The following is a 23,898-nucleotide window of genomic DNA, read 5'->3' on the forward strand; positions in this document are numbered from 1 at the left end:
GACCTCATACCGCTCGGATGACGAGAGCGGCGTTGTGGCCGCCGAAGCCGAACGAGTTGCTGAGCGCGATCCGCACGCGGTCGTGGTGCTGCGCCCGGTGCGGCACGAAGTTGATGTCCGGGGCGATCGGGTCGTCGCAGTTGATGGTCGGCGGGACGTCACCGGTGCGCAGCACCAGGATCGACGCGACCAGCTCGACCGCTCCGGCGGCGCCGATCATGTGCCCGGTCATCGACTTGGTGGAGCTGACCGGGATCCGGGTGATCCGGTCACCCAGCACCGTGCGCAGGACGGCCGTCTCGGTGACGTCGTTCAGCGGCGTTCCGGTGCCGTGCGCGTTGACGTAGTCGACGTCCGCCCCCGTGATCCCCGCGTCGCGCAGCGCCGCCTCGACGGCGAGGCAGGCGCCGCGTCCCTGCGGATGCGGGGCCGTCCAGTGGTGGGCGTCGGAACTCGCCCCGTACCCGGCGAGTTCGGCCAGCGCCGTCGCTCCTCGCCGTTCGGCCACCTCGGCGGCCTCCAGGACCAGCACGGCGGCCCCCTCGCTCATCACGAACCCGTCGCGGTGCGCGTCGAAGGGCCGGGACGCCGCGGCCGGGTCGTCGTTGCGCCGGGACAGCGCGCGGGCGTTGCCGCTGCCCGCGAGGTCGACGGCGGTGACGCAGGCGTCGGCGCCGCCCGCCAGGACGACGTCGGCCTCGCCGCCGCTGATCATGCGCATCGCCGCGCCCACCGCGTCGGCGCCGCTGGCGCACGCCGTGCTTTGGGCGCGGCTCGGCCCCTGGGTGCCGAAGCGCATGCTGATCTCGCAGGCGGCACTGTCCATGGCGGTGGTGACCTGGGTGAACGGGCCGATCCCGCGCGGGCCCTTGTCGCGCAGGGTGTTCGCGGCGCGGTAGATCGAACCCACCGGGCCGTAGCCGCTGCCGATGATCACGGCGACCCGCGGCGCCAGGCGGTCGTCCACGACGAGCCCGGCGTGGTCGCACGCCTCGACGGCCGCGGCGAGGGCGTACTGCGCGCACGGATCGGCGCGGCGGCTGACCGGCGCGGGCATGTAGCGGCCGGGGGTGAAGCCGCGGACCTGGCCGCCGATCCGCACGCCGAGACCGGTCACGTCGATCGTGTCCACGGTGTCGATGCCGCTGCGTCCGGCGAGCATCGCGGTCCAGGTCGCGCGGACCCCGAGGCCGAGCGGCGTCACCGCCCCGTACCCGGTGACCACGACCCGGCGCCCGCCGCGACCACCGTCGCCTCGTTCTGCCACGTGCGTCATTGGGGAACCACCTCCGCGTCGCGGACGGCCGGAAGGACGTCGTCGGGGGCGACCGGCACCATCAGCACCGCTGTGCCGCCCTGGGAGCAGAACCGGCGCGCGGCCAGGATCTCCTCGGTCAGCGCGGCCTTGTCGCGCAGCACCCGGTGGTGGAGGTCGGGGCCGTCCACCACGGGCGGCGGTGCGCCCCGGCGGGCGAAGGCGTGGCGTTCCGCGTCGAGGCCGAGGCGGGCGCGCTGGGCGTCGAGCCAGCCGTAGCCGCCGTTGCACAGCACCACGTAGAGGACACCGCCGTGGGACGCGGCGGTGACGGCGATGTCCGCGCGGGCGGCGAGGAACGCCCCGTCCCCGATGAACGCGGTGACCTCGTGGCCGGGGGCGGCCCGCTTGACCCCGATGGCCGCCGCCGCGCCGAAGCCCAGGGGGGTCTGCTCCGACGGCACGACGGACCCGCCGCCGGCGTGGAAGGGGAAGCCGTAGGACCACATGTCCTGGAGCCCGTTCTCCTGGACCAGCACGTGGTGTTCGCCCGCGGTGGCGTCGAGGGCGGCGAGCAGCTCGGCGACGCGGATCTCCGGCAGCGCCGCCGCGCGGGCCAGTTCCGCTTCCACCTCGCGCGACGCGGCGGCGCGGGCTTCGGCGATCCGCTTCGACCACGCGTCGCGCGCGTCCGCGTCCGCGAGCGCGGCGCCGCGGTCCTCGTCCAGCGCCCGCGACCAGCCGAGCACGGCGTGCCGGGCGTCCCCGAGCACCCGCGGGCCCGCGAACTCGGCCGACAGGCCGCCCGGATCGAGGTTGACCTGTACCACCGGGACCCGCGGCCACGGGGAGCCGCCTTCGGCGACGGTCTCCTCCAGGCGCCCGGCGAGCGACACCACCAGGTCGCAGGACGACCACAGTTCGCGGAAGGGGGCCGCCGCGTAGAAGCCCGCCACACCGCAGAACAGCGGGTGGTGTTCGTCGACGGCGCCGCGGCCCGACGCGGTGGTGAAGAGGGCCGCGCCGAGGCGCTCGGCGAAGCCCTCGACCGCTCCGCCGTCGTTGCGGTGCCGCATCCCGCCGCCCACCAGCACCACCGGACGCCGGCTCGCGCGAAGGGCCGCCAGCGCGGGGCCCGGCGTCACCGGGGCGACGGCGAAGGCCAGGGGTTCGGGCGGCGTCGGCATCGGTTCTGTGACGACGACCTCGGCCGTGCGCACGTCGTCGGGCACCTCCAGGTAGACCGGCCCCGACGGCGGACCCGCGGCGCGGGTCATCGCCGTCACCGTCGCGGGGACGACCCGGTCCGGATGCCCCACCCGGTGCGCCCACCGCACGAGGGGCGCCACGACGGCGATCTGGTCGAGCTCCTGGAACCCGCCGCTGCCCCGGCGCCGTTCGGGTGCGCCGGCCGCGAGCACCAGGACCGGCGCACCGGACTCCCGTGCCTCCAGGAGTCCCGTGGCCGCGTGCGTGACGGCCGGGCCCTTGCCCAGCGCACACACGGCGAGCCTGCCGGACTGCAACGCGTAGCCGGTCGCCATGTACATCGCGTTGCGCTGGTCGCGGCAGGGCACGAGGTCGAGGCCGGCGGCGTCGAGGGCGCGGAGCAACTCCAGGTCGTCGCCCGGCAGTCCGAAGCAGGTGTCCACCTCGTGCGCCACCAGCAGGTCGACGATCGCGGACCACGCGTCGGCGTACCGTTTCCTTGCCCGGGTCATTTCCCGTCCTCCGTGGTGGGGTCGGCCGTCGGGAGGTTCCGTGCCGCGGCCTGTGACATGAGCAGGGGTTCGGCGTGCCGTTCGCCGCCGTGGGCGAGGTAGTTCGCCCGCAGCCCGAGCCCGCCGAACGGGCGGTTGCCGTCCTCGTCGTCGAGCAGGGTGCGGTCGACGCAGGTCTGGTGCCGCTCGGTCAGGACCCGCACCGTCTCCGGGTCGGTCCCGTACACCATCGCTCCGAGCGCGCGCTCGTTGAAGTAGGGGCTCGACAGCCGTGCCCGCAACAGCCTCGCGGTGGGGTAGACCACGACGTTGAACACCGGGGCGAACATCTCGTCGAGGGGGATCTTGTCGTCGAAGCCCCACAGCAGCACGGTCGGCTCGATCTTGCGGGACGGCAGGTCGATGCGCCCGCCGTGCCGGATGTGCCGCGCGTGACGCACCAGGTAGTCCGAGCAGTTCACCAGCGCCGAGTCGTAGCAGATCGGGCCGTAGTCGGCGGCGGGGTCGCTGTTCCGCCCGAAGCGCAGCGACGCAAGTTCGGCGGAGAGCAGGGCGACGAACTCCTCGGCGCGGCCCTTCGGCGCGAACACGACGTCGGGACCCAGGCAGTCCTGGCCCGAGTTGTAGAGCCTGATCCTCGTGACGTCGTGCGCGGCGCGCGCGAGGTCGGCGTCCGGTGCGATCACGAAGGGGTTGATGCCGTGCCCGAAGAAGAGGAAGAGCTGGTCCTCCGCCAGCCCTTCGCGGACCGTTTCGGCGTTGTCGTAGTTGCCGGTGAAGACGATGAGATCCGCCTCGCGGACCGGTCCCGTCACGAACTTGCGCTGGCTCAGCTCGAAGATCTTGATCGGCAGCCCGTGGACCCCCGCCAGCAGGGCGTGCAGGCGCTGCACCTGGCTCTTGATCTCCGACGAAGGACGGAAGGTGATCGTCTCGCAGTAGAGGGACGCCACGAGGGTGTAGAGCGCGTAGGAGTAGAGCGGGATGTTGGACGGCATGAAGACCGCGGCCCTGGGCACCTCGCCGGGGCGGACCCGCTGAATCTCCGCCTCCGCTCCGTCCAGGGTGGCGAGGAACGACCGGATCTCCGCGACGGCGGTGCGGTGCGGCGAGATCTCGGTGAGGATGCTCATGACCGCGTCCTCGTTGTCGCCCACGTACCGGCGCACCGCCCGCAGCGCCTCGACCCGGTCGGCGAAGGGGATGCGGTAGCCGGCCGCACGGGCGGTCGGGTCGGGCGCGGACGCGTCGGCGGCCGTGCGGCGCGGCGGGGGCAGCGAGGTCATGGCGATCTTCTCCAGAACGGCCAGGTTGGGCTTTCCCGTGTGGGTGAGGGGCAACGCGGGCACCACGACGATGTGGTCGGGCTGTTCGTAGCGGGCGAGCACCGGGCGCAGCAGCCGTTTCCAGTGCGCGGGCTCGTGACCGTCCGGGTCCGCGATCACGAACACCAGCCGGTGGCCCGTCCGTTCATCGGGGACGGCGACGACCTGTGCCTGCGCGCCGGCCGACTCGGCCCGCTCGGCGAGGCGTTCGGGGTAGAGCGTGTGGCCGTCACGGTGCACGGCGTGCCGGCGCCCGATGGGGAAGACCCGGCCGGCTTCGTCGACGAGACCGATGTCGCCGGTGCGGTGGACGGGCCCGGGAACCGGGACGATCTCGCCGTCCGCACCCAGGTGCCCGGTCATCAAACCGGCGCTGCGGACGACGAGTTCACCCGGCCGCCCGTGCGGGAGCGGTCTGCCGTGGTCGTCGTGGACCTCGACGACCACGCCGGGCAGCGGTGTGCCGCATCCGACCGGATCGCTGGGGGGCGCCAGCGCGATGTTGCCGAGTTCGGTCGCGCCGTAGCCGTCGAGCAGGTGCCGGCCCGTGCGGGCGTGGAACCGGGCCGCCAGGTTGCGCCCCAGCGGCGCGCCGCCCACGCACCAGGCGCGCACCCCTTCCAGCGTGTCCGCGAGAGCGGGACGGCGGTCGAGGAGGTTGAGCAGGCTGACATAGGTGGACGGGGCACCGTCCACGATGGAGAGGCCGTGCTCCGCGCCCGCTTCGAGCGCGTGGTCGAGGCGCGTGCCCGGCCCGTAGACCACGAGCGTTCCGCCGCCCAGCCACCAGCAGAGGACCAGCGACAGACCGTACTGGTGGGAGTACGGCAGGACCGGCAGGAAGACGTCGTCGGGCCGGTACCCCATGCGGTCCGCGCTGAGCGCGAGGTTGTCCAGGATCGAGCGGCCGGAGCGTACGACGCCGTGGGGTTCGCCCGTGGTGCCCGAGGACCAGGAGATCGCGGCGTCCCGGCGGCGCGCCCAGTTCGTGACGTCCGGCACGGGCGCCGGGTTCGAGACGTGCCGTTGTGCCGTGGCGGCGTCGTCGCCGATCTCCAGCACCACGCGTGCCTGAGCGTGGATCCGCGAGCGCTGTGCCGGGGTGGTCCGGTGATCGGCCAGGACCACCGAGGCGTCGAGGTGGACGAGCGCGAGCAGATCGACGACCCATTCCGGTGAATTGGCCCCGCTCATCATCACCCGCGAGCCGGGTCCAATTTCCCGGCGCGCGAGGAATTCGATGGTGCCGGCCATGCGGGCCAGGATTTCTTCGGTCTCCCAGATGGGTCCTTCGGGCGATACCAAGCGCCTGAAACCGAGCAACTCGTGCTCCTTCACGTCAGGGGACGGGTACGGGTTCCTGACGTGCAGGTACGTAAATCCATCATCCCGCGACAAAGTCTGCTTCCGTCAATAAGAAGCACTTCACCTCATGCCACCATGCCATACCGGTAGACCCGTGTCGAGGGCTTGGTTGACGGTCCGTTACGCGTGGGGTTATTGGATACGAAATAGCGGAAGAAATATGTGACGGGTGGTCAGTTCCGGCAGGTGAATGAGGGGCGCGGTTGCCATTCGTGTACACGGTGGATCTCGCGTTCTGTGAAACTTTGATTAGCATACTAAATTATTTGCGTGGTCGGTTTCTCAATTTCATTGAATGCGAAAAACGCACTCGGGCATTGACGTTATGCGACTGGATTGTGCGGCGGAGTGACGGGCGGGACAGGGGGTGCCGGGGTGGCGGGAGTGGAAATCCGGTCGCTCCCTGTCGTCCTCTTCGGCTGCGGCGTGCAGGCCGGTGGCACGTGGCGGCACGTGGCGGCACGCGGTGGCGCGCGGCGGTGGCGCGGGAAGGGGGGAGTGGTGCGGGTGGTGGCGCCGCGGGGGCCGCTGGACGCCGGGGCCGCTGGATGCAGGGACCGGAGCCGGTGGCAGGGGCAGGGGCAGGGGCAGGGGCAGGGGCAGGGGCCCGGGGCCTGGGGCCTGGGGCCTGGCGCTTGGAGGATTACGACGCGTCGCTCAGCGTCCGCGCGATCGCCTCGGCCCGTCCGCTCACCCCGAGCTTCCGGTATATCGCCTGCAAATTGTTTTTGACGGTGCGTTCGGCGATCCCCAGCTCGCGCGATATCTTCCGATTCGAGGCACCGGTGATCAATATGTCGAGCACCTGCTGCTCCCGGCGCGTCAAAGGGACGGCGGGGGCGAGCGTCCGAGGTGTGCTGTCGCGCGTGCTGTCCGCCGGGTTGTGCGGGATTTCCGGGTGCCGGGAACCGCCTGACCGGTCGGGCGGGTTGGCGAGGAAAACGCCGTTCTCGGCGAGGCCCCTGAGTAATCCGGCTATCTCTCTGAGGCTGGAGATGATCTCGTCGTCGCTGCCGCCCCGTCGCCTGTCGCACCCCGGACCCGGCTCGGTGGTCATGGCATTCGGTTCCCTCCCGCAGTGCCCGCCTGAAATACCGGGAGCGACGGCGTGCGGCGTTCCCGGTAAGGACGGCACTCCGCGGAAGGTAGACGTCAGGGGTCTACCCTCACCGCGCTTCCCGAAACCGTCGAACTGCCCCCGAAACCCTCCTTTTGCTTTCTTTTTCGCGCAGGCGTCCTCCGCCCGGCGCCCGTCTCCACGGATTTCTCGGACGGACCCTGGCCTGAAAGGACCGGGTACCGGACCCAAGGGACTATGCGTCTGGCCGTTTCACCGAAAGAGGGATGGCAAGCCGAGTACGGACCGCGGTTTTCGAGACGCGAGGAAGCGAGGGATTTCGGTGCCACCTGAAGAGAACGCGACGACCGCCAAACAACTGATCATGGAACTCGACACCCGGCGGGCGAGCCGCCCCCCGGACGCCGCGACCGGGACCGGCCGGGAGGACCAGAGCCGGTCACCCGCGCCGGACAACGCCCTGCTCGACCTCGCCGGGCGCGGTGAGCTGACAGCCGATCACCTGCGCCGCCTGGTCGTCGTCGAGGCGCAGTGCCAGCGCGCCGAACTCGCCGCCTACGGGCTGCTGACCGCCCGCTTCCCGCACCACCGATCCGTGGGCCTCTACGCCGAGTTGATCCGGCTGATCCACGGCGCGATGCCCGCCCTCACCGACTGCGCCGAGGCGCTCGGCCTGTCACGAGACGACCTGCGCACCCCGCCCCAGGACCACCGGGCCTACGCCTTCAACGGGACGCTGTCGTGGATCGCCCTCGAAGGCAGTCAGGCGGCGACGGCGCTGGCCGTCCACACCGACCTCGTCGTCTACCTGGGCGGTTGCGAGCGGCTTGTCGACGCGGTCCGCGCGGCGGGCCCGCCGGCACCGCGGGAGTTCCTGGCGTACTACGGCGCCGGCTGCGCGCCCGAACTCCTCGCCCGCGCCGAGGAAGCCGTGGACGACGGCCTGCGCCGCGGCGACGACCCCGCGACCGCACTGCACATGGCGTGGCTGCTCGAGCAGAGCATCGGACAGTTCTGGCAGGCCGCGGCCGCTACCTCGGCCGCCCCCGCCGTCCGCGGCTGACCCGCTGCTCGCGGCTGACCGGCTGTCCGCGGCTGACCCGCTGCTCGCGGCTGACCGGCTGTCCGCGGCTGACCCGCTGCTCGCGGCTGACCGGCTGTCCGCGGCTGACCCGCTGCTCGCGGCTGACCGGCTGTCCGCGGCTGACCCGCTGCTCGCGGCTGACCGGCTGTCCGCGGCTGACCCGCTGCTCGCGGCTGACCGGCTGTCCGCGGCTGACCCGCTGCTCGCGGCTGACCGGCTGTCCGCGGCTGACCCGCTGTCCGCGGCTGACCGGCTGTCCGCGGCTGACCCGCTGCTCGCTGCTGACCCGCCGCCGGCGTCTGACCAGCCGTGACGGCGTCATCAGCCGTGACGGCGTCACCAGCCGTGACGGCGTCACTCGCCGTCGCCACCCACGAGCGCCGTACGGCCGAGCCGCGTCAGCTCCGCCTCCCGCGCGCTCCTTTCGCCCGTCCGCGACCCCTTTCCCATCCCCCTACCAGGGAGATCACCCATGTCCTCCAGCACCCACCGGCAGCCGTCCACCCGGCTGCCCCGTCACGTCCTCGCGTGCAACGACGCCGACGGGGACTACCCGCGCGACGCCACACTGAGCGCCCTGTTCGCCGAGCAGGCGGCCCGCACCCCGCGGGCGCCCGCCGTCGAATGGGACGAAGGACAGTGGAGCTACGGCGAGTTGAGGCAGCGCGTCCGAGGAGCCGCCGCGGTCCTGCGCGCGCGTGGCGTCCGGGCGGGCGACACCGTGGGCGTGCTGCTGCCGCGCTCTCCCGAGTGGGTCGTCGCGGCCCTGGGCGTCCTGGAGGCGGGGGCGGTGTACCTGCCCCTCGACCCGGCCCACCCGGAGAGCCGGCTGCGCGACATCCTCGAAGCCGCCGCCGTCCGCTGCCTCGTGACCGGCACCGAAGGCCCGACACCGGCCGCCGACGCCCTGACCCGCGTGACCACGGACGAACTGAACACCCCCGCGCCCGCCGAGGACCAGGAGGACCCGACGTCCGCCGCCTCCCGGCAGGGCGAGAACGCCGGCGACCCCGCCCCGCGCGACGCGGGCGACCCCGCCTACGTCATCTTCACCTCCGGCTCCAGCGGCACCCCCAAGGGCGTCGTGTGCGCCCATCGCGGACCCGCCCGGCTGGCGTTGGGCGCGGGCGACCTGCGCCCGCGCACCGGAGACCGACTGCTCGCCACCACCAACGCGACCTTCGACGTCTCCTGCTACGAGCTGTTCGCGCCCCTCCTCAACGGCGCCTGCCTGGTGCTTCCCGACCCCGAGACGCTGCTGAGCACCGACGCGCTGGCCGAGCTGCTGCGCCGCCGGGAGATCACGGTGATGTGGCTGAGCGCGGGACTGTTCCACCAGCACGCCCAGGCCCAGCCGGAGATGTTCGCCCACCTGCGCTGCCTGATCGCGGGCGGCGACGCCCTCAACGCCTCAGCCGTACGCGCCGTGTTGGAGCACGGCAGGCCCGGCGTCTTCCTCAACGGCTACGGCCCCACGGAGAATTCGGTGCTCTCCACCGTCCACCGGATCGAGCGCCTCTCGCCGCACGCGGAGTCGGTGCCGATCGGCCTCCCGGTCACCGCCTCGACGGCCTACGTGGTGCGTCCCGACGGGAACCTGGCCGGGGTCGGCGAGCAGGGCGAACTGTGGGTCGGCGGCGACGGGGTGGCCCTCGGCTACCTGGGCGACGAGGAGAAGACCGCCCGCCAGTTCGTCCCCGACACCTTCGGCGTCGACGAGCGGCGCCGCCTGTACCGGACCGGCGACATCGCCTGCTGGCGCAGGGACGGGGTCATCGAGTTCCGCGGGCGCCGCGACCGGCAGGTCAAGGTCCGCGGCTACCGCGTCGAACTCGACGAGATCGAGGCGACGTTGCAGGCGCACTCCGAGGTCACCGAAGCCGCGGTGGACATCGTGGGCGAGGGCGCGGGACAGCAACTGGCCGCCACCGTCATCACCGAGGGCGGCGCCGAACCGGACGCCCTGGCCCGCAGGTTGCGCGACCACACCCGCGACCGGCTGCCGGCCCACATGGTGCCCGCCCGCATCGTCGTCGCGGACGAACTGCCCCTGACCGCGAGCGGGAAGACCGACAGGGCGCAGCTGATGCGGCTGGTGGAGCGGCCACCCGCCGCGTCCGGCGACGAGACCCTGGCCCCGCGCGGCGAGCACGAGGAGAAGGTCGCCGAGATCTGGGGCGGCGCCCTCGGCGTCGACCGGATCAGCCGGGACGACGACTTCTTCGCCCTCGGCGGCACCTCACTGCGCGCGACGCAGGTGGCGGGCACCACCCGCCGCCGCCTCGGCATCAGCCCCGCCCACGGCGCCGAGCTGGTCCGCGCGTTGCTCGACAACCCGACCCTGAAGGACTTCACCCGGCGTTCCCTGCGGCTCGCCGACCCCGCCGCGGCGGACGGCCCCGACGGAGGAGACCACGCGGGCGTGGACTTCACCGCCGAGACGGCCTGGCCGAGCGGTCTGCGGTTCGACGCACCCGCGGCCGGTGACCCGCTGCGCCCGCGAACGGTCCTGCTGACCGGCGCCACCGGGTTCCTCGGGGTGCACCTGATCGCCCAACTCCTCGACCACGGCGTCGAGTCGGTGTTCTGCCTGGCACGGGCCCGTACCCCGGACGAGGCCCTGGGCCGGATCACCGCCCGGATGCGGCGCTACGGCCTCGACCCCTCGGCCTACGAGGACCGGCTCGTCGCCGTCCCCGGCGACCTCGCCGCCCCGCACCTGGGGCTCGACGACGCCACCTGGCAGCGGCTGGCCCGCGAGACGGACGTCATCGTGCACGCCGGCTCCCACGTCAACTTCGCCTACCCGTACGAGGCGTTGGCGCCCGCGAACGTGGGCGGCACCCGCACCGTCCTCGAACTGGCCGCGGCGCGACGCACCAAGGCCGTCCACTACATCTCGACCATCGCCGTCATCGCCGGATTCGGCACCGCCGGAGTACGGCACGTCGACGAGGACACCCCCCTCGACCACGCCGACCGCATCTCGCTGGGGTACCCCGAGACCAAGTGGGTCGCCGAGCGCCTGATCGGCGAGGCCGCCGCACGCGGACTGCCGGTCACCATCCACCGGCCCTACGAGATCACCGGCACCGAGGACAGGGGGGTGTGGAACACCGACACGATGATGTGCGCGCTGTTCCGCACCATCGCCGAGACCGGCACCGCACCCAGGATGGCGCTGCCGCTCGACTTCGTACCGGTGGACCACACCGCCGCCGTCATCACCAGGATCATCACCCACGACAAGCCCGACGGCCGGGTCTACCACGTCACCAACCCGCGCCCGGCGCTGCTGGACCTCGCGGTGCGCCGCCTGCGCGCGATGGGCCACCCGGTGCGGGACCTGCCCTACGACGACTGGGTCGCCTCGGTCGACCGGCTGGCGGCCGACAACCCGGAGCACCCGATGTCCCCCTACCTGCCGATGTTCACGGAGCCGGCGCACGACTGGTCGTCGTCGGTCAAGGAGATGTACTGCGAGGGCACCTTCCCCTCGTTCGGCCGCGCCAACGTCGAAGCGGCCCTCGAAGGCAGCGGCCTGCACTGCCCACCGGTGGACGACGCCCTGCTCGACCTCTACCTGCGGTACCTGCGCGACAGCGGTTTCCTCCCCGCGCCGCCCGCCTGACCGGCCCCGCCGCCCCGCACCGTCCGCAGCCACCCCCGCAAGGAACCCGGAAAGGCACGTCCCATGCGCATCGCCGTCATCGGAGCCGGAACCGCCGGACTGACCACGGCCTGGCTCCTCACCCCCGACCACGACGTCACCGTCCACGAGGGTGCCCGCCACCCGGGCGGCGCCGTCCGCACCCACACCCTCGACACCCAACGGGGGCCCGTCGCTCTCGACTTGGGCGCCCAGCACCTGTCGCCAGGAGAGTTCACCGCCCATCGGGCGCTGCGCCGGCTGCTCGGCGTCGGCGAGGACGACGAGACGACCGTCCCCCTCACCCTGACCGTCACCGCGGCCGGCACCGAGACACCCCTGCTGGTGACGCCGGACGCCGCCCGCGACGCCGACGCAGGCCGCACCCCGGTGACCGGCCCGGCCTGGGAGCGGATCGCGGCGTTCCTCGCCGAGACCGCGCGCCCCGAGCCCGTCGGAACCCGCGCCACCGTCGCCGAGACGGCGGAAACCGCCAAGGTCGGCGACGAGACCCTCGACAAGGTCCTGCTGCCCTGGCTCGCCTCCTACTCCGGCTGCCGACTGAAGGACGCGGCCGCGATGCCCGCCAGGTACGCCGCCGCCTGGGCCCTGCGGACACCCCCCGACAGGCCCGAGGACGCGGCACTGTGGACCAACCTCACCGGCGGCCTCGCCACCCTGACCGGCCGCCTCGCCCACGCCCTCGGCGACCGGCTGCGCCTGTCCGACCCGGTCGCCGCGGTCAGCGCGCAGGGCCCCGGCGGCTCGGCCCCGCTGACCGTACGCACCACCGCCGGAGGGGAGTACGCCTACGACCGCGTCGTCGTCGCCACCCCCGCCGCCGAGGCCGCCCGGATACTGGCCGCTGACCCGGTCCTCGCCGAACGGGCCGTCCTGCTCGGCCGGTTGCCGTACGAACCGGTGACCGTCGCCCTGCACCGCGACCCCCGGTTCATGCCGGCCGAGCGCCGCCACTGGTCGGCCGTCAACATCCACGCACACGACGAACGCGGCGAGGCCACCTTCTGGTTCGGGGCCGCGGGAGCGCCCGACGTCTTCAAGAGCTGGATCACCCACCGCGACCAGCCGGACGACGTCATCCGGACCGAGCGGTTCGACCACCTGGTGCTCACCGCCGAGGCGGACGCCGTCCGGCGCACCCTGCACGGCCTGCGCCTCAGCCCCCACCTGCAACTCGCGGGCAGCTACCTGCACGACATCGACAGCCAGGAGTCCGCCGTCCGCTCCGCACTGCACGCCGCGCAGGAGATCGACGTCTCCGGAAGCCGGGTGGCCCGGCTGCGCGCCGCCGTCAGGACGGAGACCACGTCATGACCGCCACCCTCAAGGCCGGTGGTGCCCGCCCCGCCCGGCACGTGGCGGCCGGCGGCCACGGACTGCGCGGCACGCTGACCTCCGAGGCCCGCGAACTGCGCTCCCGGGGCCGCCGGCTCATCGACCTCGGCCTCGGCGACCCGGCCGCTCACGGGATACCCGCGCCCGCGGCCGTCGTCACCGCGCTCTCCGGACGGCTGGAGGAGACCCACGCCTACACCGAGGAGGCCGGACAACCGGCGGCCCGCGCCGCCGTCGCCGAGTACTTCCGCACCCGCAGGGGACTGCCCGGGGTCGGACCGCGCGACGGGTGGCTCGGCAACGGCGTCTCCGAACTCGCCTTCCTCACCCTCCAGACGCTGCTCGACCCCGGCGACGAGGTGCTCGTCCCCGACCCCGGATACCCCATGTGGCCCGCCTACGTCGGCCTGTGCGGCGGCACCCCCGTGCCCTACCCGTGCCCCGAGTCCAACGGCTGGCGCCCCGACCTCGACGCCCTCGCCCGACGGGCGGGGCCGCGCACCCGGGCCCTGATCGTCGTCAACCCCGTCAACCCCACCGGCGCCGTCTGGCCCCCCGAGGTGCTCGGCGGACTGGCGGCGGTGGCCCGCGCCCACGGGCTCGTGCTCTTCGCCGACGAGATCTACGACGGCATCCAGTACGTCCCCGGCCCGCACCCGCCGCTCGCCGCCCTGGCGCCCGACCTGCTCTGCCTCGTCTTCGGCGGACTGTCGAAACTCAGCCGGGTCCCCGGCCTGCGGGCGGGATGGGTGGCCGCCTGCCGCCCACCCGGAACCGCCCGCGCCTACCTCGACGCCCTGACCTCGCTCGCCGCGCTCCGGCTCAGCCCCAACACCCTTGGCCAGCACGTTATCCCGGCCGCCCTGTCACCGTCCGCCCTGGCCGACGCGGCGGCCCTGACCGCACCCGGCGGCGCCCTCCACGAGGCCCGCCGGGCGGCCCGCACTGCGATGGCGCGCCAAGAGGGCCTGCGCTGCGCCCCGTTGGACGGCGCCTTCTACGCCTTCCCGCGCCTCGACCTCCCGCCAGGGACCGGCGCCGACGACTTCGCCCTGCGCCTGCTGCGGGAGAAATCCGTACTGGCCGTGCCGGGACCGCAGTTCGCCGCGGGCGACCACGCCCTCGACACCCATCTGCGGCTGACCACCCTCGCCCCACCGGCCGAGACGACGGCCGCGGTCGAACGCGTGGGAGAACTCCTCGCGGAACTCCGAGCGGGGAGAGGGCGAGGAAGGTGAGGAGGTGAGTGCGGGGGTCGCCGACTTGAGGGTGCTCAGCACCCACCGCGGGGTCGTGGCCCCCCACCGATCGTCAGCTCCACCTCGTCTCCCGTGCGGGTGAACTCCCGGATCAGCCAGGCGCGGCCGTCGATCGGTGTGCCGGCCCCGGTGGTGTAGGCCGGGACGGCCAGTACGGCGCCGTCCGGGCCGTCGGTGCGTACCTCCGCGTCGACGGTGACCGAGTCGGAGAAGCGCAGGAGGACATCCACCGGCCGGGGTCGGGCAGCGAACGCCTCGGGGTCGGGCAGTCCCTGGACGCGGCAGCGGGCACCGGGGAAGAGATGCGTGTGGCCGCACAGGGCCAGGAACGTGTCGGGCTCGGTCGGTCCGGTGGCGGGCTGGGGCAAGGAGGGCTCCGATGTGCGCGGTGGCGTCCTGGTCCTTCGCAGTCTGGCGGCGGGCCCGCCCGCGCCGCGTCCCGCCATGGCCGGGCCGCCCCCGCCGTCACCCTGTCGGAGGCGGGGCGGGCGCGTGTCGCCGGCCCTGGACGGCCTTCTCGCTACGCCCGGCCCACGCCGCTCAACAGTCCGTCGTCCCCACCGGCTTCTGGGCCCCCTGCCGGGCCACCGACACGATGAGGTTCCGCAGGGCCTCGATGTACCGCCGCATGTTGGTGTCCGCGAGGGGGGTGTCAGGACAGCGGCTGGTGAACTGCAACCCTTCGTGGAGCCTGGTGATCCACACGCATGCCTTGTCGCCCTGGGAGACCCGTACCAGCGCGTACGACTTCAGGTCCTGCCAGCGCTCCGACCCTGGGATGCCGCGCGCGTCGACGAACGAGACGATCGAGTACAGGTCCGCGGAGGTGGGCCGGAAGTCGGAGCCCAGGAGGGAGAGCACGCGGGCGATGGGCATCCGCGACAGCGGCCGGTTCTCCCGCAGCACGGAGCGGACGTGCCGCAAGGTGCTGTCGAACTGCGCCGTAGCGAGCAGATCTTGAGTGTGCGTCAGGGAAATCTCGATCGGCGCGCAGCCGACGTACCAGCCCACGGAGTCCGACCACTGGGACTTCGCCCGGGTGTGGAACGGCACGACGGTGCGGTACACCGGCTGCCCGCTGATCTCGTGGACGATGAGGGCGGTGGCCGCGAGGAGCCCGGTCAAACTGCCGCCGTACGGACGGCAGTAGGACTCGAAGGCCGCCGCGTCGGCCGCGTCGACCAGCATCTCGTCCATGAACTTCTGCTGCGGCGAGACGTCTTCGGGGCCGAGGCCCAGGTCGACGGGGAAGTTCGGCAGCTTGCCCCCGCAGCGCGCGATGAACTCCCGCCAGTGGGAGACGATGTGATGAGTGTCGTCGATCTCGTCGGCGTGGGCGCGCTCGGCCGCGCAGAAGTCGACGTAGCTGGCCACCGGAGTGCCGGTCAGGGCGCGGCCTTCGAGGCCGGCCGCGTAGAGCTCGTGGATCTCCGCGGGGATCCGCTGGAGCGAGTACGCGTCGACGTTGCTGTGGTCGAACGCCATGTAGACGCTGGTGCCGTCGTCCCTGACCACCGCCGTGAAGATGAAGTTCGGCCAGGTGAGGGCGTCCGCCACGGTGTCGAAACGCTCCTGCAAGTACTGCGTCAGCTTCACGGCGTCGGAGAAGTCGCCGGTCTCCTCCCGGTGCAGCAGCAAGCTGTCGGCGTCCAGGGTGAAGCGCCGCATCTCGTCCCCTACCCAGCGGAATCCGCTGCGCAGGGTCTCGTGCCGGAGTGCCCAGGCGGCCAGCGCACCTTCGAGGACGGCGAGATCGACCGGCCCCGGAATATCGAACGCCGCACCGAGCCAGGCGGGTGCGAACAAGCCGTCCTGGCGCAGCGATCGGGCCCTGCGGAGGTGGGACTCCTGTGCGTACGCGGGTGGACGGGAGTCTTCCGGAAGGCTCATCGCCGCCTCGACGGCCCTCGGATGCAGCGTCCACTCCACGAGACGTCCGGGACGGACTTCGCAACGCTGGATCTCGGTGATGCGCACAGGGCTCTCCGCTCGTAGGTGCCCCGAACACAGGTGACAGGGCAGGGTGGGACCGGGTGGAGGCGCACGGGACGACGCCCTGCCGGCCGTACGCCCGCCAGGGTGTCGCCGCCGGGGCTCCGCCCGCGTCTGCCTACCGTTACCGGTCATGGCTCGTAGACACGCCCCGACCAACGACCGGACCCCTCGCGAAGAAACGCCGTGGACGGGGCCCGGCGCCGCCCCGATCGAGCGGGCCCACCCCGACTCGGACACCGGGCGGAGCGACGACCGGAGGAGACCTGGATGAACGTTGCGCCACAGTGCCACCTGACCCCGTGGCCGACGGCCACCTGTCCCCGTGGCCGACGGCCACCTGTCCCCGTGGCCGACGGCCACCTGTCCCCGTGGCCGACGGCCACCTGTCCCCGTGGCCGACGGCCACCTGTCCCCGTGGCCGGCCGCCGCCAGGCACCGGCCGACCGCAGCCGGCCGGACCACCCCGTCAGCGCGGTGGGTTGATCCTGCGGAGCGTGGTGAGCGGGCGGAGCTTGGGGAGCGGGCGGAGCGCGCCGAGCGAGCCCAGGCGTGCCTGCACGCCCGCTTCCGCTTCCGCTTTCGCTTCCGCCTCTGCTTACGCCTCCACAGCCGGGGTCCGGCCCGCCGTGCCGGTGAACGCGCTCACGCCAGCGGCTCGTGGTTGGCCCAGAGCACCTTGTACGGGTAGCGGCCCTGCCAGCGTTTGATGAGGTCGACTGCCCCGGGCATGGTGAAGGTCGCGTTCAGGGCGTCGAGGTCGGCCAGGCGCAGCTGCACGATGGCGCTCGCGACAGCCACCGGGGCGTGGTCGTCGCCAGGGACGCGGATGTGCTGCTGGGCCGCGACCGACTCGACGAGACCGGATCGCTCCACGAGTTCCTTGAACTCCTTGAGGTACTGGTCCAGCTCCCGCGCGGGAATCGGTTGGTCGAATGCCACGATCATCGTGTGGTGAATCATGCCCCCAGAGAACAGGCATTCTGCCCGCCCGTCCAAGATCCATCCGTTCCCTTTCCATGCCTGGGAGGAATGGATCGGGCGATAGTCTTTGGGTATGGCCGAGCTGGAGACCCGCGAGCTGGAGTACTTCGTCGCCGTGGCCGAGGAACTGCACTTCGGTCGCGCCGCGACCCGCCTGGCGATCGCGCAGCCGGCCCTGTCCAAAGCGATCCGGCGCCTGGAATCCCGGCTCGGAGTGAAGCTGCTGGAGCGCTCCAGCAGGCATGTCGCCCTCACCTCAGCCGGCGAAGCACTCCTGCACCACGGCCGGCACGCACTGAACGCTGTCAGCGCGGCCGCCGAGAAGGCCCGCCGGGCCGGCGATCAGCATGCCCACCTGCGCCTGGTGATCAAACCCGGCGGTGACGCGAACCTCCTGTCCGGCATCCTGGCCGCCTACGCCGGCCGGCCCGACGCCCGCCAGGTGGACATCCTCTTCGGCGGAGCCACCGACCGTGCCGATCACGTCCGCGACGGCCGCGCCGATGTCGCCCTGCTGTACCTGCCGTTCGACGACATGACCGGCCTGGACCACGAGACGCTGACGGTCGAGGGACGCGTCGCGATTCTGCCGCCTGACCACCGGCTCGCCTCTCGCTCCGAGGTCACGCTCGCCGACCTCGCCCAGGAGACGCTGCCGCGCTGGAGAGGCGTGCGCTGGACCGGAGCGCCCGAGGCCGTGCCGGGGCCCGAGGTCACGGACGCGGCAGAGGCGATGCACATGATCAGGCTGGGGCGCACCATCGCGATTCTGCCCCGCTCGCTGGCCCAGCCCCCGCACCCCGACCTCGTCTACCGGCCCGTGATCGACGCCCCGCACAGCGAACTCGTCCTCGCGTGGGCGCAGGACGACCGTCGTCGCCTGGTCGCGTCCTTCGTCTCTGCCGCTGTAGATGCCGCGGGGGCGACGTGAGGCTGCGGACGACTCCGCACGACCCGGGTGGATGGGCGCGACAGCACGAGGAGGCGGAACGCGCCCACCGGATTCCACTCCAGGGGGCCTGAGTCGTACCGTGGCGCCGAGTGCGGGTTCAGGGGGTGCGGCACAGGGCGTGGTCGACGAGTTCGCGCAAGGCGTCCTCCTGACGGGCCGCGGTCTGCGAGTCCGCAGAGCGGCTGTGCGCGGAGACGGTCACAGTGCGCCGACCGTCCGTGGTCGTCGCTGCCCGGACGACGTATCCGAAGCCGCTTCCTCCATGTCCGAGATAGCCGCCACCGCAGGACAGGGGTGTGAAGAACAGGCCCAGACCGTCCCGCGTGCCCTCCGGCTGACCGCTGTCCTGGGGCACCGGCACAGTGGTCCGCATGGCGGCGAGTTCGTCGGGCTTCAGCAGCTTTCCGCTCGCCAGTGCGGCGAAGAAGCGGTTGAGGTCGCGGGCGGTGCCGGTCATCGAGCCGTCGGCCCCGCTGTCGAAGGGGCGGTAGGGGATCGTGGTGTCGACCAGCGGGCCGTCCACGGTGAACTGCTGGTAGTCGGCGGTGTGCGGATGCGGAAGGAAGGGCCAGGTGCCGGGGGTGTCGGTGTGCCGCAGGCCGAGCGGACGCAGGACGCGGTCATGGACCTGCTGTTCCCAGGTGCGGCCTGTGATCTTCTCGATGATCATTCCGGCGAGCACGTAGTTCGTGTTCGAGTACGCCCAGCGGGTGCCTGCCGGGAAGGCGGGTGCGCGACGCATGGCCAGGTCCACAAGATCTTCGGGCTGGTAGACACGCCAACGGTTGGCGAAGTAGGTCCGGGCACTGCCATCAGGGAAGACGTCGTAGACGTAGTCCGACAGGCCACTGGTGTGCTGGAGCAGGTCGCGGACGGTGACGGTCCGACCGTCGTTCCCCGCGCCGGACACGACCCCGGGCAGCAACTGCTCCACGGTCTGGTCGAGGAAGATCCTTCTCTCGCCCACCAGTTGCAGCATCACGGTGGCGACGAACGTCTTGGTGGTACTGCCCAGACGCAGGTAGCCGTGCAACGGAACCGGGCGGCCAGTGATCAAGTCCCCGACCCCGGAGCGGGCCGTGACCGTCCCGCGCGGGGTCTCCAGGCGCACCGCCACCCCGGTGACCCCGGTATCCCGCAGCGCGTCCGCGTCACGCTGCACGGACCACGCCGAGCCGGAGGGGCGTGGCGCGCCGAAGCCGCGACGGACGGCAGAGACGACACGGCCAGGGCCAGCACCGCGACTGACAACCACGAACGGCGAAAGATCATGAGGCGAGGTTAGGAACAGCAGGGGTCACCAGCCAGCCGGGATACGCCCCGTCTTGATCGGGTGCCAGCCGGATGGACAGCACGCCGGGTACCCAGCACAACCGCCGGCCTCCCCTGTCCGGCCGTGCTCCTGGAAGCGCGGAGAGACGTTCCGGTACGGACGTCGGCTCAGTCGCGTCGGTCCAGAGCCGTAGGCAGGTCCCGGCTGGCCGCCCTCGCGGCGTCGAGATCGGCCCGGCCTCCTTGAGCGCGGAGGCCGGGCCGACGGTGTGCTGCTCCAGCCTCGTGGTGCTCCGCTGGAACTCGTCGACGTCCGCTGGGGCTCCCGGCCGTGACTCCTGCTGGTGCTACCGGCGCGCCACAGGCCAACTCGCCTTCGGGCGGCTCGCTCCCGGGGCGATGAGACTCGTCCGCGGTCGCGGTGCCTCGGTCATCGCCGCACCGCCCGGTTCACCGCGGACCGTACGGCCCGCACCTCGGCGTCCGGTCCCTCGGCCGCGCCCCAGACGGTGACCCCGTCGACCCTGCACCGCGCGTAGGCCGCCGGCCCGTCGACCGTCAGCTCCAGCACCTCCACCGAACGCCCCTGTTCTGCATGGGCGTTGAGGACCTCGGGCACCGAACCGGCGGTCCGCGCCGCCGGTCCCTCCACCACATAGGTCGCGAGGAACAGGTCGTACAGCTCCTTCGCCGTCATCTCCCGCCCGCTGTCGTCCGTGGCGTCCTGCACCACCCGGGAGAAGTCGGGCCGCATCGCCGGCGGCAGGTCGAGCCCGTGGTGGGTGCGCAGCAGATACGCCACCCCGCCCTTGCCCGACTGGGAGTTGACCCGGATCACCGCCTCGTAGGAGCGCCCCAGGTCCGCCGGGTCGACCGGCAGATACGGCACCGACCAGGGCGCGAGCCCGGCCGGCACCCCCGACTCGGCGGCGGCGCGGGCGTGTTCGGCCAGCCCCTTGCTGATCGCGTCCTGGTGGGTACCGGAGAACGCGGTGTGGACCAGGTCGCCCACGTACGGGTGGCGGGCGTGCACCGGCAGCCGGTTGCAGTGCTCGACCACCTCACGCACCGCGTCGATGTCCCGGAAGTCCAGCATGGGGTCCACGCCTTGCGCGTACAGGTTGAGGGCGAGGGTCACCAGATCGACGTTGCCGGTGCGCTCCCCGTTGCCGAACAGGCAGCCCTCCACGCGCTCGGCTCCTGCCAGCACCGCGAGTTCGGCGCAGGCGACGCCGGTGCCGCGGTCGTTGTGCGGGTGCACGGAGAGGATCACCGAGTCCCGCCGGGCGAGATGGCGGTGCATGTACTCGATCTGGTCGGCGTACACGTTCGGGGTGGCGATCTCGACGGTCGCCGGCAGGTTGTGGGTGACCGGACGGTCCGGGCTCGCGTCCCACAACTCGGTGAGTTCGTCGCAGAGTTCGAGGACGTAGTCGGGCTCGGTGAGGTTGAAGGTCTCGGGGGAGAACTGGAACCTGATGCCCGGCGCGTCCTGGGCCAGGCGTGCCATGTGGCCGGCCGCCTCGCGCACGGTGGCCCGCACCTCGGCGCGGTCGCGGCCGAGGACCGTGCGCCGCCACACCGGCGAGGTCGCGATGTACAGGTGGACGACGGCCCGTGGCAGACCGGCGATCGCGTCGAAGGTGCGCTCGATCAGATCGCGCCTGGCGGGGGTGAAGACGACCGGGGTGACGTCGTCGGGCAGGACGTCACCGGTCGCGAGGTGCCGGACGAAGTCGAAGTCGGTGCGGCTGGCCGACGGGTAGCCGACCTCGATCTCCTTGAAGCCGGTCGCGACCAGCAGGTCGAGGAACCGGCGCTTGCGGGGGGTGTCCATCGGTTCGGCGAGCGCCTGGTTCCCGTCGCGCAGGTCGACGGGGACCCAGAGCGGGGCGCGCTCGATCAGCGCGGCGGGCCAGCTCCGCTCGCCGACCGGGACCGTCACACGGTCCTGGAAGGGGCGGTAGCGGTGGTGCGGCATGGGTCCCGGGCGCTGCGGGTTCCAGGCGGGGGAGGGGGCGGTGAGGGTCATCGTCTGCTGGTGGCCTTCGGCTCGGTCGGACGGTGACCGGCGGCACGGCGACACCCGCGGCGGGGTGCCGGTCGCGTCAGGCCCCGCCGCGGCAGCCGAGAAGAAGGAGACCGCGAAACGTCATGACGGGATGCTATCCACTCCTCAGCTCCTCAGACAAGTGAGCGCGACGGCACCCACGCGGATCTGGTCCTGGCCATCGCGGAGCGGGACGGGGAGGAGGCCGTGCGGGTGTCGACGCGCGAGCTGGAGGAGACGCTGACGCTGCTCGGCGCGGGGCGACCGTCCGGCGGGCGTCCGCGATAGGGATGCCGGTTGCCGGTAAAGGTGCCGTCAGGAAAGCTCTGCGAGTGCGGGTCACCGGTAAAAGTGCTGTCAGGAAAGCTCTGCGAGTGCGGGTCACCGGTATTCGGTAAGGAACTGCCGGAACTCGCATTTCATCGTCAAGGCTGAAATCGAAGGCGGCCCCTGGCCGGGGCCGCCGCCTCACCGCGCGATTCGGCTGTGAGGGTCAGCTCTTGGAGAGGACGATCGAGTTGATGGGGGTGATGTTGCCCCGCCAGGTACGCCCCTGCTCGACGCGGGTGCACGAACCGCCGCCGTTGTATTTCGTGCAGAGGCTCGCCACGGCGCCGCCCCTCTGATTGTTGAACAGAACGCGCTGACCGGACTCGTTGTTGAGGTTGCTGACCCCGTAAGTCCAGTACGTGTGCTGCGGAGTGTGGTTCTGCCAGCCGGAATCCGTGTAGAGACACACCACTCCGTTGCCGCAGCCGTTGGTCTCGGCGGGTTTGGCTTCCGCCGCTCCACCACCGGCCAACCCGGCCCCCGCGAGGAGGACACCAGTGGCGATCGCTGTCATGATCCGTCGAAACATGCGGTCTCCCCGTTCATTTGGGCCCGACGCCTGCGATATTCACGCCGGGCATCCCGCGACCTGACATTTCAGGGCGGTGACCAAATACTCCAGGAGTGGCACCCTTTCGCGCATCACCCACACGAACGAAGCCCATTGTGCCTGAATGGACAACGCGGCACCGCCGTCCTGGACTTCGACGTCCACCTCGCCGCGGTGGTTCCGTCTTCAATGGGCTCCCAGACCGGCGGAGCCGGGGCTGCCGAGGTGCGGGATGTCTTCCGTGGCGTGCGGAATGTTCTCCGTGGCGGCCCAACTGGCGAGGAGCTGGAGGGCGTCGTGGTCGGGGGTGCCGGGTGCGGCGGAGTACGCGGTGAGGGTCAGGCCGGGTTGGGCGGGGAGTTCCATGGCGTCGAAGTCCAGGGACAGGACGCCCACCGCCGGGTGGCGGAAGGATTTGCGGCCTGTGTGGTGCAGGCGCACGTTGTGCTTGGCCCAGGCCGTGCGGAATTCCTCGCTGCGGGTGACGAGTTCGCCGATGAGTCCGGTCAGTTCGGTGTCGTGCGGGGCACGTCCGGCTTCGGTGCGCAGCAGGGAGACGGTGGTGTTGCGGGACTCGTCCCAGTCGGGGAAGAAGTCGCGTCCGCGCGGGTCGAGGAACTGGAATCGGGCGATGTTCACGGGCCGGGGGGTGCCCTCGGTGAACAGGGGTGAGTAGAGAGCCCGGCCGAGGTGGTTGGCGGCGAGCAGGTCCAGGCGCCCGTTGCGGATGAAGGCCGGTGAGCCGCCCATGGAGTCCAGGACGCGCAGCACGCTGTCCGGGATCGGTCCGCGGGCGCGTCTGGTCCGGCGGGCGGGGCGCTTGGCGGCGGCGCGGGCCAGGTCGTAGAGGTGGGCGCGTTCGGCGTCGTCGAGTCGGAGGGCGTTCGCGACGGCGTCGAGTACTTCTTCCGAGGCTCCCGCGATGTGGCCGCGCTCCAGGCGGATGTAGTAGTCGATGCTGACGCCGGCGAGCAGGGCGACTTCCTCGCGGCGCAGGCCCGGCACGCGCCGGTTGCCGCCGTAGGCGGGCAGTCCTGCCTGCCGCGGGGTGATCTTGGCACGGCGGGAGGCCAGGAACTCGCGGATGTCGCTCTCGGTACTCACGCATCCAGGCTAGGACGGTCGCGGCGCTGGTGGGGGGCCCTGTCAGTACCTGGCATGCCAGTCCCTCCTCAGCCCCTTTGATCTGCGGTTTCCTCGAAATCGAGAGCGGTCGGGGCCCGCGGTGCCGACCCGGTGCACGACGCGGAGGCCGCCCGCACCGGCCGTCTCCCGCAGAGAATACCTGTACCGATTGATCACGTTTTGTCCAGGAGGAGTGCCGTGCCGAAACAGTCCGCACCCCAGGAGCTCGCCGCCATCGCGCCGAAGCTCGTCGAGGTCACCGACAACGTCCTGTTCGCCGACGTCTGGGAGCGTCCCGGGCTGTCCCCGCGGGACCGCAGCCTGGTCACCGTGAGCGTGCTGGCCGCCCTGTACCGCTCCGAGCAGCTCGGCTACCACCTGGGCGTGGCCCTGGACAACGGCCTGAGCGTGGAGGAGCTGTCGGAGGCCATCACCCACCTCGCCTTCTACGCGGGCTGGCCCAACGCCATGACCGCGATCACCCAGCTCAAGAAGATCGCCGACGACCGCAGCGCCGGCTGAGCCCTCTCCCCTCTCATCACCCGAACGGA

General features: G+C 72.1%; 18 protein-coding genes. 6 read left to right on the forward strand and 12 right to left on the reverse strand.

Annotated elements, in window-relative coordinates:
• Positions 1–4: 4 nt before the first annotated feature.
• The 4 genes from fabF to DDJ31_RS31005 all read right to left on the reverse strand — a co-directional run bounded on the left by fabF (position 5) and on the right by DDJ31_RS31005 (position 6,723).
• On the reverse strand, positions 5–1,276 hold the full coding sequence (fabF, locus tag DDJ31_RS30990; RefSeq protein ID WP_127177096.1) for a beta-ketoacyl-ACP synthase II: 1,272 nt from the start codon (positions 1,274–1,276) through the stop codon (positions 5–7).
• Positions 1,273–2,976 (reverse strand): thiamine pyrophosphate-binding protein, encoded by a 1,704-nt coding sequence (locus DDJ31_RS30995; protein WP_127177095.1) that lies wholly within the window; start codon positions 2,974–2,976, stop codon positions 1,273–1,275. The genes fabF and DDJ31_RS30995 overlap by 4 nt, the downstream gene beginning before the upstream one ends.
• The gene (locus DDJ31_RS31000; RefSeq protein ID WP_127177094.1) at positions 2,973–5,555 is read right to left on the reverse strand and encodes an aldehyde dehydrogenase family protein; all 2,583 of its coding nucleotides are present in this window, start codon (positions 5,553–5,555) and stop codon (positions 2,973–2,975) included. Before DDJ31_RS31000 ends, DDJ31_RS30995 begins: the two co-directional genes overlap by 4 nt.
• Positions 5,556–6,309: 754 nt before the next feature.
• Positions 6,310–6,723 carry a helix-turn-helix transcriptional regulator gene (locus DDJ31_RS31005; RefSeq protein ID WP_127182525.1) on the reverse strand — a complete coding sequence of 138 codons (414 nt, stop codon included), beginning with the start codon at positions 6,721–6,723 and terminating at the stop codon, positions 6,310–6,312.
• 343 nt (positions 6,724–7,066) lie between these two features.
• On the opposite strand from DDJ31_RS31005, the gene DDJ31_RS31010 reads away from it, so the two are divergent.
• Positions 7,067–7,807: a hypothetical protein gene (locus tag DDJ31_RS31010; RefSeq protein ID WP_164784868.1), complete on the forward strand. Its 741-nt coding sequence runs from the start codon at positions 7,067–7,069 to the stop codon at positions 7,805–7,807.
• Here the strand turns inward: DDJ31_RS31010 and DDJ31_RS31015 are convergent.
• Positions 7,776–8,186 carry a hypothetical protein gene (locus tag DDJ31_RS31015; protein ID WP_164784867.1) on the reverse strand — a complete coding sequence of 137 codons (411 nt, stop codon included), beginning with the start codon at positions 8,184–8,186 and terminating at the stop codon, positions 7,776–7,778. The genes DDJ31_RS31010 and DDJ31_RS31015 overlap by 32 nt on opposite strands.
• Positions 8,187–8,300: 114 nt before the next feature.
• On the opposite strand from DDJ31_RS31015, the gene DDJ31_RS31020 reads away from it, so the two are divergent.
• From DDJ31_RS31020 to DDJ31_RS31030, 3 genes are all read left to right on the forward strand, one after another.
• Positions 8,301–11,459: an amino acid adenylation domain-containing SDR family oxidoreductase gene (locus DDJ31_RS31020; RefSeq protein ID WP_127177092.1), complete on the forward strand. Its 3,159-nt coding sequence runs from the start codon at positions 8,301–8,303 to the stop codon at positions 11,457–11,459.
• 63 nt (positions 11,460–11,522) lie between these two features.
• Positions 11,523–12,812, forward strand: a complete 1,290-nt coding sequence (locus tag DDJ31_RS31025; RefSeq protein ID WP_127177091.1) for an FAD-dependent oxidoreductase — start codon at positions 11,523–11,525, stop codon at positions 12,810–12,812.
• Positions 12,809–14,071 (forward strand): aminotransferase class I/II-fold pyridoxal phosphate-dependent enzyme, encoded by a 1,263-nt coding sequence (locus DDJ31_RS31030; RefSeq protein ID WP_127177090.1) that lies wholly within the window; start codon positions 12,809–12,811, stop codon positions 14,069–14,071. Before DDJ31_RS31025 ends, DDJ31_RS31030 begins: the two co-directional genes overlap by 4 nt.
• 35 nt (positions 14,072–14,106) lie before the next feature.
• Here DDJ31_RS31030 and DDJ31_RS31035 read toward each other — a convergent pair whose 3' ends face one another.
• The 3 genes from DDJ31_RS31035 to DDJ31_RS31045 all read right to left on the reverse strand — a co-directional run bounded on the left by DDJ31_RS31035 (position 14,107) and on the right by DDJ31_RS31045 (position 17,032).
• A complete protein-coding gene (locus DDJ31_RS31035) occupies positions 14,107–14,460 on the reverse strand; it encodes a hypothetical protein (protein ID WP_127177089.1) in 354 nt (117 codons plus the stop codon).
• A 172-nt stretch (positions 14,461–14,632) separates the two neighbouring features.
• Entirely contained in the window at positions 14,633–16,069 is a 1,437-nt protein-coding gene (locus DDJ31_RS31040; protein WP_127177088.1) for a condensation domain-containing protein, read from the reverse strand.
• A 660-nt stretch (positions 16,070–16,729) separates the two neighbouring features.
• The gene (locus DDJ31_RS31045) at positions 16,730–17,032 is read right to left on the reverse strand and encodes a hypothetical protein (RefSeq protein WP_346656302.1); all 303 of its coding nucleotides are present in this window, start codon (positions 17,030–17,032) and stop codon (positions 16,730–16,732) included.
• 109 nt (positions 17,033–17,141) lie between these two features.
• Between DDJ31_RS31045 and DDJ31_RS31050 the strand changes: the two genes are divergently transcribed.
• Positions 17,142–17,999, forward strand: a complete 858-nt coding sequence (locus DDJ31_RS31050; RefSeq protein WP_127177086.1) for a LysR family transcriptional regulator — start codon at positions 17,142–17,144, stop codon at positions 17,997–17,999.
• Between the two features lie 118 nt (positions 18,000–18,117).
• Here DDJ31_RS31050 and DDJ31_RS31055 read toward each other — a convergent pair whose 3' ends face one another.
• From DDJ31_RS31055 to DDJ31_RS31070, 4 genes are all read right to left on the reverse strand, one after another.
• Positions 18,118–19,182: a serine hydrolase domain-containing protein gene (locus tag DDJ31_RS31055; protein WP_240678008.1), complete on the reverse strand. Its 1,065-nt coding sequence runs from the start codon at positions 19,180–19,182 to the stop codon at positions 18,118–18,120.
• Positions 19,183–19,722: 540 nt separating this feature from the next.
• A complete protein-coding gene (locus DDJ31_RS31060; protein WP_127177085.1) occupies positions 19,723–21,324 on the reverse strand; it encodes a 2-isopropylmalate synthase in 1,602 nt (533 codons plus the stop codon).
• 511 nt (positions 21,325–21,835) lie between these two features.
• Positions 21,836–22,201: a hypothetical protein gene (locus DDJ31_RS31065; protein ID WP_127177084.1), complete on the reverse strand. Its 366-nt coding sequence runs from the start codon at positions 22,199–22,201 to the stop codon at positions 21,836–21,838.
• Between the two features lie 207 nt (positions 22,202–22,408).
• A complete protein-coding gene (locus DDJ31_RS31070) occupies positions 22,409–23,326 on the reverse strand; it encodes a helix-turn-helix transcriptional regulator (protein WP_127177083.1) in 918 nt (305 codons plus the stop codon).
• Positions 23,327–23,545: 219 nt separating this feature from the next.
• On the opposite strand from DDJ31_RS31070, the gene DDJ31_RS31075 reads away from it, so the two are divergent.
• Complete coding sequence (locus DDJ31_RS31075) at positions 23,546–23,869, forward strand: carboxymuconolactone decarboxylase family protein (protein ID WP_127177082.1); 324 nt, start codon at positions 23,546–23,548, stop codon at positions 23,867–23,869.
• Positions 23,870–23,898: the final 29 nt, after the last annotated feature.

This window comes from Streptomyces griseoviridis, from assembly GCF_005222485.1.
GTDB lineage: Bacteria > Actinomycetota > Actinomycetes > Streptomycetales > Streptomycetaceae > Streptomyces > Streptomyces hintoniae.

Bases quoted from the DNA above. Each gene is read 5' to 3' on its own strand.
- fabF (WP_127177096.1), bottom strand. From the start codon at position 1,276: ATGACGCACGTGGCAGAACGAGGCGACGGTGGTCGCGGCGGGCGCCGG.
- DDJ31_RS30995 (WP_127177095.1), bottom strand. From the start codon at position 2,976: ATGACCCGGGCAAGGAAACGGTACGCCGACGCGTGGTCCGCGATCGTC.
- DDJ31_RS31000 (WP_127177094.1), bottom strand. From the start codon at position 5,555: ATGGCCGGCACCATCGAATTCCTCGCGCGCCGGGAAATTGGACCCGGC.
- DDJ31_RS31005 (WP_127182525.1), bottom strand. From the start codon at position 6,723: ATGACCACCGAGCCGGGTCCGGGGTGCGACAGGCGACGGGGCGGCAGC.
- DDJ31_RS31020 (WP_127177092.1), top strand. From the start codon at position 8,301: ATGTCCTCCAGCACCCACCGGCAGCCGTCCACCCGGCTGCCCCGTCAC.
- DDJ31_RS31025 (WP_127177091.1), top strand. From the start codon at position 11,523: ATGCGCATCGCCGTCATCGGAGCCGGAACCGCCGGACTGACCACGGCC.
- DDJ31_RS31030 (WP_127177090.1), top strand. From the start codon at position 12,809: ATGACCGCCACCCTCAAGGCCGGTGGTGCCCGCCCCGCCCGGCACGTG.
- DDJ31_RS31045 (WP_346656302.1), bottom strand. From the start codon at position 17,032: ATGATCGTGGCATTCGACCAACCGATTCCCGCGCGGGAGCTGGACCAG.
- DDJ31_RS31050 (WP_127177086.1), top strand. From the start codon at position 17,142: ATGGCCGAGCTGGAGACCCGCGAGCTGGAGTACTTCGTCGCCGTGGCC.
- DDJ31_RS31060 (WP_127177085.1), bottom strand. From the start codon at position 21,324: ATGACCCTCACCGCCCCCTCCCCCGCCTGGAACCCGCAGCGCCCGGGA.
- DDJ31_RS31065 (WP_127177084.1), bottom strand. From the start codon at position 22,201: ATGTTTCGACGGATCATGACAGCGATCGCCACTGGTGTCCTCCTCGCG.